The 13943-nt window shown below is 66.4% G+C and carries 13 protein-coding genes; 10 read left to right on the top strand and 3 right to left on the bottom strand.

All coding sequences use genetic code 11. The features are described 5' to 3' along the window. Positions 1-168 precede the first annotated feature (168 nt). The 3 genes from DM450_RS21605 to DM450_RS21595 are packed head-to-tail and all read left to right on the top strand — an operon-like array spanning position 169 to position 4403. Entirely contained in the window at positions 169-798 is a 630-nt protein-coding gene (locus DM450_RS21605) for a (2Fe-2S)-binding protein (protein ID WP_142639007.1), read from the top strand. Next, a complete protein-coding gene (locus DM450_RS21600) occupies positions 798-3065 on the top strand; it encodes a molybdopterin cofactor-binding domain-containing protein (RefSeq protein ID WP_142639005.1) in 2268 nt (755 codons plus the stop codon). Before DM450_RS21605 ends, DM450_RS21600 begins: the two co-directional genes overlap by 1 nt. A gap of 12 nt (positions 3066-3077) precedes the next feature. After that, positions 3078-4403 (top strand): c-type cytochrome, encoded by a 1326-nt coding sequence (locus DM450_RS21595; RefSeq protein ID WP_142639003.1) that lies wholly within the window; start codon positions 3078-3080, stop codon positions 4401-4403. Between the two features lie 62 nt (positions 4404-4465). Here DM450_RS21595 and DM450_RS21590 read toward each other — a convergent pair whose 3' ends face one another. After that, complete coding sequence (locus tag DM450_RS21590; RefSeq protein WP_142639001.1) at positions 4466-5584, bottom strand: PLP-dependent cysteine synthase family protein; 1119 nt, start codon at positions 5582-5584, stop codon at positions 4466-4468. Positions 5585-5752: 168 nt separating this feature from the next. Here DM450_RS21590 and DM450_RS21585 point away from each other — a divergent pair, with 168 nt between their 5' ends. Then, positions 5753-6208 (top strand): Lrp/AsnC family transcriptional regulator, encoded by a 456-nt coding sequence (locus DM450_RS21585; RefSeq protein WP_142639498.1) that lies wholly within the window; start codon positions 5753-5755, stop codon positions 6206-6208. A 42-nt stretch (positions 6209-6250) separates the two neighbouring features. Here the strand turns inward: DM450_RS21585 and DM450_RS21580 are convergent, their stop codons facing one another. Beyond that, positions 6251-6661 (bottom strand): cupin domain-containing protein, encoded by a 411-nt coding sequence (locus DM450_RS21580; RefSeq protein ID WP_142638998.1) that lies wholly within the window; start codon positions 6659-6661, stop codon positions 6251-6253. A 26-nt stretch (positions 6662-6687) separates the two neighbouring features. Further along, positions 6688-7671 carry an aldo/keto reductase gene (locus DM450_RS21575; protein ID WP_142638996.1) on the bottom strand — a complete coding sequence of 328 codons (984 nt, stop codon included), beginning with the start codon at positions 7669-7671 and terminating at the stop codon, positions 6688-6690. A gap of 145 nt (positions 7672-7816) precedes the next feature. Here DM450_RS21575 and DM450_RS21570 point away from each other — a divergent pair, with 145 nt between their 5' ends. The 6 genes from DM450_RS21570 to DM450_RS21545 all read left to right on the top strand — a co-directional run bounded on the left by DM450_RS21570 (position 7817) and on the right by DM450_RS21545 (position 13941). After that, positions 7817-8710, top strand: coding sequence for a LysR family transcriptional regulator (locus DM450_RS21570; protein WP_142638994.1), 894 nt, complete (start codon positions 7817-7819; stop codon positions 8708-8710). Between the two features lie 253 nt (positions 8711-8963). Further along, a complete protein-coding gene (locus DM450_RS21565; protein WP_142638992.1) occupies positions 8964-9275 on the top strand; it encodes an STAS domain-containing protein in 312 nt (103 codons plus the stop codon). Then, the gene (locus tag DM450_RS21560) at positions 9272-9640 is read left to right on the top strand and encodes a response regulator (RefSeq protein WP_142638990.1); all 369 of its coding nucleotides are present in this window, start codon (positions 9272-9274) and stop codon (positions 9638-9640) included. The genes DM450_RS21565 and DM450_RS21560 overlap by 4 nt, the downstream gene beginning before the upstream one ends. Next, positions 9637-11691: a chemotaxis protein CheA gene (locus tag DM450_RS21555; RefSeq protein ID WP_142638988.1), complete on the top strand. Its 2055-nt coding sequence runs from the start codon at positions 9637-9639 to the stop codon at positions 11689-11691. The genes DM450_RS21560 and DM450_RS21555 overlap by 4 nt, the downstream gene beginning before the upstream one ends. Positions 11692-11693: 2 nt before the next feature. Beyond that, a complete protein-coding gene (locus DM450_RS21550) occupies positions 11694-12221 on the top strand; it encodes a chemotaxis protein CheW (protein ID WP_142638986.1) in 528 nt (175 codons plus the stop codon). A 13-nt stretch (positions 12222-12234) separates the two neighbouring features. Continuing rightward, positions 12235-13941: a methyl-accepting chemotaxis protein gene (locus DM450_RS21545; protein WP_142638983.1), complete on the top strand. Its 1707-nt coding sequence runs from the start codon at positions 12235-12237 to the stop codon at positions 13939-13941. The last annotated feature ends 2 nt before the right edge of the window (positions 13942-13943 follow it).

The raw sequence follows: 13943 nt of genomic DNA, 5'->3' as shown, positions 1-13943 counted from the left end.
GGCGGCATTGCCTTGGCAGCGAACGCGCGCGATACAATGTGCAACAGGGATCGCCCCGAATATCGGCCAGATCCGCGTTTCGATCGGCGACGGGTGACGTCTATTTCGCCGGCGCGGCGCGGATGATGTTCGCTGGCGGTCGCACGATTGGCGGACAGGTGAACCACGATGCAACTCCAGGTCAACGGACAGGCGCATGAGCTTGAGGCGGAGGCGGACATGCCGTTGCTTTGGGTGCTGCGCGACGAACTCGGCATGACGGGTACAAAATACGGCTGCGGGTTGGCCCAGTGCGGCGCCTGTTCGGTGCTGGTTGACGGGGTCATCACCCGCTCCTGCGTGACGCCGCTGGAAAGCGTGGCGGGCAAGGCCGTGACCACGATCGAGGCGGTGGAACAAGATGGCCTTGGCAAGCGCGTGGTGGATGCCTGGGTCCGGCACCAGGTGCCGCAGTGCGGCTATTGCCAGTCTGGCCAGGTCATGGCCGCCCTGGCGCTGCTCAAGGAAAAGGCAAGGCCCAGCCAGGAGGATGTCCGCGCGGCAATGGTGAACTTGTGCCGCTGCGGCACCTACAACGCCATCCATGCGGCGCTGACCGATCTTGCCGGGCTTTCCGACACCGCTGCCGCCGTGCCTGCAGACGGGGCGCAAGGCGGTGAGGGGCCGTCGACCGCGACAGTGGCTGCCGCCGTGGCAGGCGGCGCTGCGGTTGTCGCGGGCTCGGCCTATCTGCTGACCCGGCGCGGCAAGGCAGGCGAGACCGGGCAAGGCGCCGCGGATGGACAGGAGGACGCGTGATGGCCACTCTCCTCGACAGCGATACCGTAACCGATAGCGAGGCTCGCTTCGTGGCGCAGGATCCGGTCAACATCTCGCGCCGGGGCGTGCTGCTGGGCACGGCCGGTGCTGCGAGCGGCGCGCTGGTGATCGGTTTCGGCCTGCCTGTGGGCACTGCCCGCGCGCAGGCCGCAGCCCCTGCGCCGATTCCGGTGCGCGTCCCCGCGTTCCTTGAAATCCGCCCCGACAACACCGTGCGATTCCTCAGCCCGTTCATGGAAGGCGGGCAAGGCGTTTTCACCGCGATGGCGCAGATCGTCGGCGAAGAACTGGACATGGACCCGGCACGCTTCGTGGTCGAGGCGGCGCCTGCGGGCAAGGTGTTCCAGGTCATGGACGGGGGCATGCGCATCACCGGCGGCAGCATGTCGGTGCGCCTGACTTACGAGACGATGCGGCGGCTCGGCGCCAGCGCGCGCATGATGCTGCTTGAGGCGGCGGCGCACCGGCTGGGCGTGGCCGCGGCCGAACTCACCACCGAGCCCGGGCGGGTGCTCCATGCCGGTTCCGGGCGTTCGCTGGCCTATGGCGAACTGGCGGGCGGCGCGCTCGACCTCGCGGTGCCGGATCCCGCGATCGTCAAGCTCAAGGACCCGGCCACGTTCCGCTGGATCGGCAAGCCGGTCGCGCGGCTCGATATGCACGACAAGGCCACCGGCAAGGCGATCTACGCGATCGACTGCAAGGTCGAGGGCATGCTCCACGCAGCTGTCCAGCATGCGCCGCGCCTGGGCCTGACAGTGGCGGGCATCGCCAACGAGGAGGAAGTCGCGGCCATGCGCGGGGTCCATTCGGTACACCGTATCGGCGGGGCCGTGGCCGTCGTTGCCGAGCGCTGGTGGCACGCCAAGCGTGCGGCCGAGGCGCTGCGGGTGGAGTGGCAGGATCCGGGCAAGGACACCGATGTCCGATACATGCCCGCCGACTTTTCGACCGAGGCCTTTGCCGAGCGTCTCGCCAATGAAAAGGGCAATGGGCAGGACGCGGAAATCAGCGGGGACGCGGCCAAGGCGCTGTCCGGCGCTGCCACTGTGGTCGAGGCGACTTATCGCAGCCAGTACGTCCACCATGCCCAGTTGGAGCCGCCCTCGGCGCTGGCCAGTTTCAACCCGGACGGTTCGCTGGAACTGTGGATGCCCAACCAGGCGCCGGAGATGTTCCAGGCGGAAGTGGCCAAGTTTGCCGGGCTTGCGCCCGAACAGGTCAAGATCCACAGCCCGCTGCTGGGCGGGTTCTTCGGCCGCCATTTCCTCTATCCCGGCGGCAACCCCTATCCGCAGGCGATCCAGTTGGCCAAGGCGGTGGGCCGTCCGGTCAAGCTGATCTGGAGCCGCGAGGAGGAATTCCTGCGCGATCCGCTGCGGCCGATGGCGGTCGTGCGGTTCCGCGGCGGGCTCGACGACAAGGGCCGTCCGGTGGCGCTGGAAGCGGTCAGCGTGACCGAAGGGCCGAGCGAGGGCATTGCCAACAAGCGCAGCGCCGAACTGGACGATTCCGCGCTGGAAGGCATCACCAAGAAGGCTTACGCGATACCCGACAAGCGGATCGCCCAGCTTTTCGTCAAGAACCCGACGACGCTCGCCTACTGGCGCTCGGTCGGCAATTCGATGAACGACTTCTTCTACGAGTGCTTCCTTGACGAAATGGCCGACAAGGGCGGGCAGGACCCCTATGAATTGCGCCTTGCGCTGCTGGAAGGCAATGCGCGACTGACCAACCTGCTCCATGCCGTCGCGGAACTGTCGGGCGGTTGGAAGCGGGGTCCCTTCACGGCGGCGGACGGTAGCCGGCGGGCGCGAGGCATCGCCATGGCCTCGCCGTTCGGGACCGAGGCGGCGGCGATTGCCGAAGTCTCGATCGTCAAGGGCCAGGTCATGGTCCACGATGTCTGGGAAGCGATCGATCCGGGCAGCATTGTCAATCCGGCCATCGTCGAGGCGCAGGTCAATTCGGCCGTTACCCTCGGGCTCTCGCAAGTACTGCTCGAGGAGACCGTCTACGAAAACGGCATGCCGACCGCGCGCAACTACGATCTCTACCCGATCCTGCCGCCCGACCGCATGGCGCGCGTGCATGTGAAGATCGTCGAGAGCGGTGCAAAGATGGGCGGCATCGGTGAGCCGCCGTTGCCTGCGGTGCCGCCGGCGGTTGCCAATGCGGTCTCGGCGCTGACCGGACGGCGCGTGCGCAGCATGCCGCTGTCCCGCCACAGCTTCGATGCGGCGTAAGGAGAGGCGGCGTTGAAGACACGATACAAGATCCTGCTGCCCGCGCTTGCCGTCGTGGCAGCCGCGACGGCCTGGTATGTGAACCGCACCCCGGCTTCGCCGTTCGACGGTGTGGCCGCACCCGCCTTCACTCCGGCGCTGGTCAGGCAGGGCGAACAACTCGCCCGCGCGGCGGATTGTGTGGCTTGCCACGGCCTGCCGGACAAGCCTGCGTTCAGTGGCGGGCTGGAGATGGCGACGCCGCTCGGCTCGATCTTTGCCACAAACATCACGCCGGACAAGCAGGCCGGCATCGGCCAATACACCCTCGCCGATTTCGACCGCGCGCTGCGCGCGGGCGTCGCGGCGGACGGCCACCGGCTCTATCCGGCGATGCCCTATCCCTCCTACGTCAAGCTCACCGATGGCGATGTGAAGGCGCTCTATGCCTTCTTCATGGCCGGGGTGCCGGCCGCGCGGCAGCCCAACCGTGACAGCGAGATCCCCTGGCCGCTGAGCATGCGCTGGCCGCTGGCACTGTGGAGCGGGGTCTTCGCGCCTTCGGCCACGTTCGAGGCGCGCAAGGACAAGGATGCCCTGTGGAACCGGGGAGCCTATCTGGTGCAGGGTGCCGGACACTGCGGCAGCTGCCACACCCCGCGCGGGCTGGCGATGAACGAGAAGGCCTATCACGAAGGCAGCCGTCTCTACCTATCGGGTGGGCTGCTGGACGGCTGGTACGCACCGAGCCTGCGCGGCGACAGCAATACCGGCCTCGGCCGCTGGAGCGAGGAGGAACTGCACCAGTTCCTGAAGACCGGGCGCAATCGCCACGCGGTGGTGTTCGGCTCGATGACTGAGGCCTTCAACAACTCGCTGCAGTTCATGCCGGACGAGGATCTGCGGGCCATCGCGCATTACCTGAAGTCCCTTCCGGGCAATCCCGGCAAGGACGGCGCGGCCTGGAGCTACAGTGCGGCCGCGGGGGACAACCGCGCGGGCGCGCAGACCTATCTCGCCAAGTGCAGCTTCTGCCACGGCGTCGACGGGCGCGGGCAGGGGCAGTGGATTCCGCCGCTGGCCGGTTCCGCCTCCTCGCTGGCGAGCGAGGGCGCGGCCTCGGGCATCAATGCCGTGCTGAACGGGTCGGCGCGCGTCGTCGCGCAGGGCGTTCCCGATGCCTACCGGATGCCGCCCTTCCGCAACCAGCTGTCCGATCAGCAGATCGCCGATGTTTTGAGCTACGTCCGCAGTTCCTGGGGTAATACCGGCGGCACGGTTTCGGCCAAGGACGTGCGTAAGCTACGCAAGCGCACCGATCCGGCCAGCAGCGAAGTGATCGTTCTGCAGATGCATTGAGGCGAGCAGCGTGCCGGCGGCCGGGACTAGCCGGTGCCGGCGCGCTTTCGCTTCGGAAAAAGTCAGGCGGCCGCCCGCCGTGCAAGATCCGGCATCAGCGGCAGGAAGTGGCCGAGCCCGGGATGGGCATCGGCAGGGGTGAAGCCCCTCGCCTCGCACCATTGCGGATCGTGGCAGGTCGAACGGTATCGTTCGCCGGAATCGCACAGGATCGTCACCAGATTGCCGGTTTCACCGCGTGCTGCCATCTCGGCGACGATCTCCATGCAGGCGTGAAGGTTGACGCCGGTCGAGGGGCCGCAGCTCCGCCCCAGCAGCGCGCTCAGATGATGCGCTGCGGCCATTCCGGCGCCGTCGCGCACAACCACCATGCGGTCGATGACTTCAGGTGTGAACGAGAGTTCCACCTTGGCGCGGCCGATCCCCTCGACGCAGGACAGCGCGCCTTCGACGCGGCAGACCGAACGGTCGGCGAAGTGGCGATGGAACACCGACGCCTCGGGATCGGCCACGGCAAGGTGGGCGGAATGGCCCATGTAGCGGATGTGGCGTCCAAGCGTGGTGGCGGTACCGCCGGTGCCCGCGCCGCAGACGATCCAGCGCGGCAGGCCGCCCGGCACTTGGGCCATCTGTGCAAAGATGGCCTGCGCGATGTTGCCGCTGGCGCGGTAGTCGGTGGCCCGTTCGGCGAGGGTGAACTGGTCGAGGTGATAGCCCCCGCATTCGCTGGCGATCCGGGCAGCTTCGGACTGGATCGTGCGGGGATCGGCCACTTCCCGGCATGTGCCGCCCAGCGCCTCGATCTGCACGATCTTCTCGCGCGCGGTGCAGGCGGGCACGACGGCGAGGAAGGGCAGGCCGAGCAGCCGCGCGAACCACGCCGCAGAAACCGCAGTCGATCCCGAGGATGCCTCGACGATCAGCGTGTCGGGGCTGATGCGGCCATTGCAGAGCGCGTGGAGAAACAGCGAGCGGGCCAGCCGGTGCTTCAGGCTGCCGCTGGCATGGGCTGATTCATCCTTGAGAAACAGGCGGATACCCGGTGCATCGGTGAGCGGCAACTCGATTAGCGGTGTTTCGGGTGCGCTCGCCTGCTCGGCGCGCAGGTGGGCGATGGCCTGTGTCTGCCATTCCCGGACAGTGTGGTCCTGCTCCGCCGCGTATTCGATGTCCTGTGCCATGCGCGCTACTCCTCGTCTGCGCTGACTTTAGTGCGCTTGGCGTGGAAAATGTGTGCGAAGTTTGCGCAAAATAGGCGAATTGGCTTCCGTGTGATGCGGTATTTTTGACTTTTGCGCGTTAATTGTGCATTGGAGTGGGATTCCGTGATGAATCCGTGGACTGTCCTCATGCTCGACGACCGTGACTATCGCATTCTCGAGATGCTCCAGAGCGGTGCGGACATGCCGGTCCATGCCATTGCCGAACGGGTCAACATTTCGCCCTCGGCCTGTTCTCGGCGCATCGCCCGGCTGCGCGACGATGGCTACATCCGTCGCACCGTCGCCGTGCTCGACCGGCCGCTGCTGGACTTGCGCGGCACCGTTTACGTGATCATCCGCGCCCGTCATTCCGGGGATTGGCTGGAGTGTTTCCGTGCGACCGTGGCGAGTATTCCCGAAGTGCTCGAATGCCACCGGCTGGCGGGCAACTTCGACTATCTTCTCAAGGTCGTGGTCAGGGACGTCGCGCACTACGACGCGGTCTACAAGCGCCTGATCGCACGGCTCGATCTGAACGACGTTTCCGCCTACATCTCGATGGAGACGATCAAGGACGAGCAGGCGTTGCCGATCAGGTCCTGACCGGCAACGCCTGCTTCAGCGCCAGATTAGGAACCTGGGCGGTCAGCCCGTCGGCGGTCCGGCCAGATAGTCGTCGTCGCTGACCTGTTCCAGCCAGTCGACGGCACGTCCGTCGAGCATCTCGGCAATGGCGACGTGGGTCATGGCGGTAGTCGGCGTGGCGCCGTGCCAGTGCCTGTGGCCGGGCGGGCACCAGATCACGTCACCGGCGCGAATCTCGACGATGGCTTCGCCTTCGCACTGGGTCCAGCCGCAGCCCGATGTGACGATCAGCGTCTGGCCAAGCGGGTGGGTGTGCCAGGCGGTGCGAGCGCCGGGCTCGAAGGTTACGATGGCGCCGCCGGCGCGCGCGGGGGGCTCGCCTTGGAACGGGGAATCGATGCGCACGTTGCCGGTGAACCAGTCGGCGGGCCCCTTGATCGAGGGCTGACTACCGTTGCGGATGAGTTTCATACGAGGATGTCCTTCGGACGTCTGGATCAGCGGCCGACGCGGCCGGCGATCGAGGCGGGATAGCGCGCACCTTGCGCCGGGAAGGCGGCGAGCGCTTCCTCGATTTCGGCAAGGTCCGCAGGGGAGAGGGTGATGGCGGCTGCGCCGAGGTTTTCGGTCAGGCGATGCCGCTTGGTGGTGCCCGGAATCGGCACGATCCACGGCTTGCCGGCGAGCAGCCAGGCAATTGCGATTTGCGCCGGGGTGGCGCCGCGTGCCTCGGCGATGTCCTTGAGCCGGAAGACGAGCGCTTCGTTGGCCTTGCGGTTCTCCTCTTCGAAACGCGGCACGACATTGCGGAAGTCGTCGCCGCCGAAGGTCGTCTCGGCAGTGATGGCGCCGGTCAGGAAACCCTTGCCGAGCGGACTGAACGGGACAAAACCGATACCGAGTTCCTCACATAGCGGCAGGATCTCCGCCTCGGGCTCGCGCCACCACAGCGAGTATTCGCTCTGCAGCGCGGCAACCGGTTGCACTGCATGGGCACGGCGCAGCGATTCCGCGCCTGCCTCGGACATGCCGAAGTGGCGCACTTTGCCCTCGGCAATAAGGTCGCGCACAGTGCCGGCAACTTCCTCGACCGGGACGGCAGGATCGACGCGGTGCTGGTAGAGCAGGTCTATATGATCAGTGCCGAGACGGCGGAGCGAGGCTTCAGTCATGGCGCGGATCGTTTCGGGGCGGCTGTCCAGTCCGTCCATCGGCTTGCCCCCGGAAAAGCCGAACTTGGTGGCGATCACCACTTCGTCGCGCACGTCGGCAAGCGCCTTGCCGAGCAGTTCCTCGTTGGCATAAGGGCCATAGGCTTCGGCGGTGTCGAAGAACGTCACCCCCTGGTCGAAGGCCACGCGGATCAGCGCGATACCGTCGCTTTCCGAGACCGGTGGGCCGTAGCCGTAGCTCAGCCCCATACATCCAAGGCCGATGGCCGAGACTTCGAGGCCGCTCTTACCGAGTTTGCGCTTCTGCATGGATAACTCCTGGTTACATGCCCGCCGAGTTCGTGGCTTTGAACATTGTTCGGGCCTGGGCTTTGGGCTGAACCTGAAGATAGGTTGCGCGCGTCTGTGTGATTAGTACATCATTGATGCATGCGGCTATCAACATGAGTCATCAATGCAGCGCGACGAACTGAACGACCTTCACGCCTTCATCGCCATTGCGGAGGAGCGCAGCTTCACCCGCGCGGCGGCCAAGATGGGGATCTCGCAATCCGCGCTGAGCCACAAGATCCGCCGGCTGGAGGCACGGCTCGGCGTGCGCCTGCTTTCGCGCACGACGCGCAGTGTCTCGCCCACGGATGTCGGCGAACGGCTGCTGGGCGGCCTCATCCCGGCTTTTGCGCAGATCGAGGATCATCTCGATATGCTGGGCGAACTGCGTGAGAAACCGGCGGGCCTGATCCGCATCACTGCGCCGCTCCATGCCACCCGCACCGTGCTCTGGCCGGTCGTCGCCCGGCTCATGCAGGACTATCCGGAGGTGGAAATCGAACTGAGTGTGGATTCCGGGCTGCGCGACATTGTGGCGGACAAGTTCGACGCTGGCGTACGCCTTGGCGAACAGGTCGCACGGGACATGATCGCGGTGCCGATCGGCCCCGAACTGCGCATGGCCGCCGTGGCCGCGCCCGGCTATTTGCGCGGCCATGGCATCCCGCATGCACCGCAGGATCTTGCCGCGCATCGCTGCATCAACTTGCGCCTGACGACCGCTGGCGGATTGTATGCCTGGGAACTGGAGAAGGGCGGCCGCGAACTCAACGTGCGGGTGGAGGGGCAATTCACCTCGAACAATGTCGAAGTCATCATCGATGCCGCGATCGACGGGTTCGGGCTCGCCTTCGTGCCCGAGGACTATGTGGCACAGCACATTGCCGAGGGAAGGCTGGAGCGCGTGCTGGACGAATGGTGCGACCCGTTCCCAGGTTACCACCTCTATTACCCCAGCCGCAGGCAGCCGAAGCCTGCCTTTGCGCTCCTGATCGACGCGCTGCGGTACCGCACCTGAACGTTCCCGGGGACTGATGCGCCGGCATCATCCTCGTTTACCCTGAAAGCCATGCTTCGCGAGGCGCCCGATGGCGGCTTGCGGGAACCAGACGCGTGCCGCCGCGGATCGGGGCCAGCCTTTCGTTTCCCGAAGTTGGCTCAATGCTAAAAAATGTTCATCGCCGTGCGGTGAGGTCGGAATTTCTTTCTAAAAAACACACATCCCCGCGTTCCGACACGTTCGCACTCATCTTTCATGTCCAGTGGAAGCGATGCAACAGGCCATAACTGTACCATCTTCCGTAACCGTGCGTAGTGCGCATGAATTCGTGCAGGCAATTCTTGCCGGCTTTGAAAATGGCGAAGACGCCGTTCTCGACGTATCCGCCGTCGTTGAGGCCGATCTTGCCTTTGTCGAGATCCTCTACGCCGCGCGTGAGCAATGGGCCCGGGCCGGACGGGAATTGCGCCTCGTCGCACCCGTTACCGAGCCGGTCGTCGCCTTGCTTCGGCGCGCGGGATTCCTTGCCGAGCCCACCCCCCAGGACATCGATTTCTGGTTTCACGGAGACCTTCCGCAATGACTGCCGCTATCCTTACCGTCGACGATTCCCCCAGTCTGCGCATGGCGATCCGCATCGCGCTGACCGGCGCGGGCTATGACGTCACCGAGGCGGGCGACGGCGTGGAGGGGCTGAGCGCGGCCGCCGCGAAGAAGTTCGATCTCATCATCACCGACCTCAACATGCCGAACATGGATGGGCTGACGATGATCCGCGAACTGCGCAAGGCGCCGGAGCAGGCGGGCGTGCCGATCATCTTCCTCACCACCGAAAGCGACGATGCCATGAAGCAGCAGGCCAAGGCGGCGGGCGCCACCGGCTGGCTGGTCAAGCCCTTCGTGCCCGAACAGCTCATCAAGGTTTCGCGCAAGGTGCTGGGCCGGTGAGTTCGCAGGACCCGGTCGCAGCTTTCCGCATCGAGGCGGGCGAACTGCTTGACCAGATCGAGCAGGGCCTGCTCGATCTCGGCCACCGGCTCGACGACCGGGACCTTGTCGACGAAGTGTTCCGCGGGCTGCACACGCTCAAGGGCTCGGGTGCGATGTTCGGGTTCGATGCGCTGGCCGAGTTCACCCACCACTGCGAGACCGCGTTCGACCGCGTGCGCAAGGGGCTGGCCCCGGCGACGCAGGAACTGGTGGCGGTTATCCTTTCCGCGCGCGACCACATGCGTGCGCTGATCGACGGCGACGGCAGCGGTCTTGAAGCTACCGGCGCGGCCATCCTTGCTGAGCTTCAGGCCGCCATCGATGGCGTGTCGGATGCGCCGCTGGTAGCGGAGTCCACCGGGGCGGTTCCGGCTGTGCCGATGGCGGCTGCGGGTTCTGGTAGTGGCTGGCGCCTGTCGTTCCGCCTCCCCGCCGATGCCATGGCCAACGGCACCAATCCGCTGATGCTGCTCGACGAGCTGCGCGAGCTTGGCGAATGCCGCATCGTCGCGCGCACCGACAAGGTGCCGCCGCTTGCCGACCTGGTGCCGACCGAATGCCATATAGGCTGGGACGTCGAGCTGCGCGGGGACATCTCGCGCGCGGACATCGACGATGTGTTTATCTTCGTGATGGACGACATGGAGCTTTCCGTGACACCGCTGGAAGCTGCGGCGGACGACGGTCCGGGCGCGGCTCCCGTCGCCGGTGCCGATGGCTCGGCTGCCGTTCAGGATATCGCCCCTCCTGTCTTGGCCGCGACCGATTCCGCAGCCCCTGGAAAGTCCCCCGCTGCTACGCCGAGTGCTGCGCCAAAGTCCGGTGAAAGCGTGCGCGTGCCAGCCGAACGCCTCGACGAGCTGATGGACCGGGTGGGCGAGTTGGTGATTGTCCAGAGCCGCCTGTCGCAGCTCGCAAGCGGGCAGGCTTCGGCCTCCGGAAACGAGCTGGCGCTGCGCTCGATTTCCGAGGAAATCGAGCGGCTTGCAGGCGAACTGCGCGATACCATGATGGTGCTGCGCATGGTGCCGGTCGCCAGCCTGTTCAGCCGTTTCCGCCGTCTCGTTCACGACCTTGCGCGCGAGACCGGCAAGACCATCGCGCTGTCGACCGAGGGCGAGACCACCGAGGTCGACAAGACGATGATCGAGCGGCTCGCCGATCCGATGGTGCATCTCATCCGCAATGCCTGCGATCACGGTCTCGAAACGCCGCAGGACCGCCTTGCCGCGGGCAAGCCGGCTGCAGGCCAGGTCCATCTCTCCGCGCATCAGGCAGGCGGCGAGGTGCTCATCACCATCCGCGACGACGGGCGCGGCATCGACCGCGAGCGGGTCCGCGCCAAGGCCGAGGCGCAAGGGCTGATCCAGCCCGACCAGGCGATTTCCGACCACGACCTGCTGCAGATGATCTTCCATCCCGGTTTCTCCACCGCCGCGCAGGTGACCAACCTTTCCGGGCGCGGGGTCGGCATGGACGTGGTGAAGCGCACGATCGAGAGCCTGCGCGGCACCATCGACGTCACCTCGAAGCCGGGCGAGGGCTCAACCGTCGTGCTGCGGATCCCGCTGACGCTGGCGATCATCGACGGTCTGCTCGTGCGCGTAGGCGAGGGGCGCTACGTGATCCCGCTCGGTGCGGTCGAGGAATGCCTCGAACTCAGCCTCGAGGAAGACCTGCGCTCACGCGGGCGCAGCTTCATCACCTTGCGCGACCGGCTGGTGCCGTTCCTGCGCCTGCGCGAGATCTTCGATACCGGCACGCGGCCCGATCCGCACCAGAAGATCGTCGTCATTGCCACCGGCGCCGAGCGGGTGGGGCTGGTGGTCGACCAGATCATCGGCAGCCACCAGACGGTCATCAAGTCGATGTCGCCGCTGCACCGCGACGTCGCGACCTTTGCCGGGGCGACGATCCTCGGCGACGGCGGCGTCGCGCTGATCCTCGATGTCGTCCAGCTCGTCACCCTCGGCCAGCACCAGGAGGAGCGGCTGCGCGCCGCCGGATAACGATGCCTCAAGCAAATCCTGCCCAGTCCGCCAAGCATTGGGATGCCGACGGCCATCTCGAAGTGCTGACCTTCAACCTCGGCGAGGAGACCTTCGCGCTGGAGGCCACGCTGGTTCGCGAAATCCTTGACCTCCTGCCGGAAACCCGGGTCCCGGGTGCCGCGCCCTTGCTGGGCAGCGTGGTCAACTTCCGCGGCAAGATCATCCCGATCGCCGACTTGCGGCTCGCGTTCGCGATGCCTGCGGCCGAGGCCACGCTCGACAGCCGCATCGTGGTGATCGAGACCGAGACCGAGGGAGAGACCTTCCAGATCGGCATCCGCACCGACAAGGTACACGAAGTAGCGACCCTCAGCCGCGATGCCAGCGAGGAGCCGCCCGCCGTCGGCATGCGCTGGCGCCGCGATTTCGTGCGCGAACTGGTGCGCCGCGGCGACGGCGTGGTCGTGCTGCCGGATCTCGCCGCGATTTTCCGTTCCCTGACCGTCGCCGCCGAGGCCGCCGTCAGCCCGTCATCCACTCTTCACTGAAGCCGGGGGTTCCATGCGCGCAACCATCAAGCTGAAGCTCGGGGGGACCTTCGTGCTCCTCCTGATCCTCATGACCGCCACCATCGTTGTCGGGATTTCCCGCCTGACCACGCTCAACGATGCCATCGGCGAGCTTGTCGCCGGACCAGCCAAGCAGCTCGACCGGGCGCGGGCCGTCGATGGCGGCATCAGCATGATGATCCGCGCCGAGAAGAACTTGACCTTGGTCGACGACGCTGCGGCGCGCCGCGACCTCGAAGGGCAGATCGTCACCTGGCGCGAGAAGGTTGAGCAAGAAGTCCTGGATGGCGGAAACAACGCCTCGCCCGAAAGCAAGGCTGCCTGGGCGCAGCTGCGCGAACAGTGGGACGCCTTCAAGCCGGTCAATGCCCAGGTTGCCGAACTCAGTAAGTCCGACAAGGCCGCCGCCGTCGCCCTTACCCTGGGCGAATCGCGCGAGCGCGCCAAGGTGGCGAGCAAGACGGTGGAAGCGCTGATCCAGGCCGAACAGCAGGCCATGGCCCGGGCGGATGACGATACCGAAGTCACATACGGCGCGGCGCGCTCGCTGATGATCGCGATCGGCGTGGCGGCCTTTGCGCTGACGGCGATGGCAGCCGGCTATCTGGCGTTGTTGATCTCGCGCGGGCTGAACGCTGCCGGCGATGCCATGCGCCAGGTTTCCGAAGGGGATCTGACGCGCACGGTCGAGGTCCGCTCGAACGATGAGATCGGCGATCTGCTGGGCCATGTGAACATGATGATCGAGCGGCTGCGCGGCGTTGTCGGCGATGCCACGGTGGCGGCTGAGAACGTCTCGAACGGTAGTCAGGAGCTGTCGGCCAATTCCGAACAGGTCTCGCAAGGGGCCACGGAACAGGCCGCTGCTGCCGAACAGGCCTCGGCCTCGATGGAAGAGATGGCCGCCAACATCAAGCAGAACGCCGACAACGCGGCGCAGACCGAGAAGATCGCGCGCCAGTCGTCCAGGGATGCAGAAGCCAGCGGGGTTGCCGTCAACCGCGCGGTCGGCGCCATGCGCACGATTGCCGAGAAGATCGGCATCGTCCAGGAAATCGCCCGCCAGACCGACCTCCTGGCACTCAACGCCGCCGTCGAGGCCGCGCGCGCCGGTGAACATGGCCGTGGTTTCGCGGTGGTCGCCTCGGAAGTGCGCAAGCTGGCCGAGCGCAGCCAGCAGGCCGCCGCAGAAATCAGCTCGGTGTCGGGCGAGACGGTCGAGGCCGCCGCCGAGGCGGGCGAGATGCTCACCAAGCTGGTCCCGGACATCCGCCGCACCGCCGAGTTGGTGTCCGAGATCAGTTCCGCCTGCCGCGAACAGGACATCGGTGCCGCGCAGATCAACGAGGCGATCCAGCAGCTCGACCAGGTGACCCAGCAGAACGCCGGGGCCTCCGAGCAGATCTCGACGACCTCGGAAGAGCTTGCCGCCCAGGCGGAAGAGCTGCAGGCCTCGATCGCCTATTTCCAGGTTTCCGGGCAGGGAGGGCGTACCACTACCCGTCCGCAGGGCCAGCCCAGGGCCGGGTTCCAGCCGGTCCGCCCGACCGGGGGCATCGTTCGCAAGCCGGCGTCCTCCCGCCCCGCCCGTGCGCTGTCGGTTTCCGACCAGCAGGCCCGCGCCCGAGGTTTTGCCCTCGATCTCTCGACCGGTGGTCCGGACAGCGAGGACGAGGCCTTCAGCAGCCACGCGGCCTGATC

Source organism: Sphingomonas sp. IC081 (genome assembly GCF_006874585.1).
GTDB lineage: Bacteria > Pseudomonadota > Alphaproteobacteria > Sphingomonadales > Sphingomonadaceae > Novosphingobium.
This window is presented reverse-complemented; position numbering and strand designations above follow the sequence as displayed.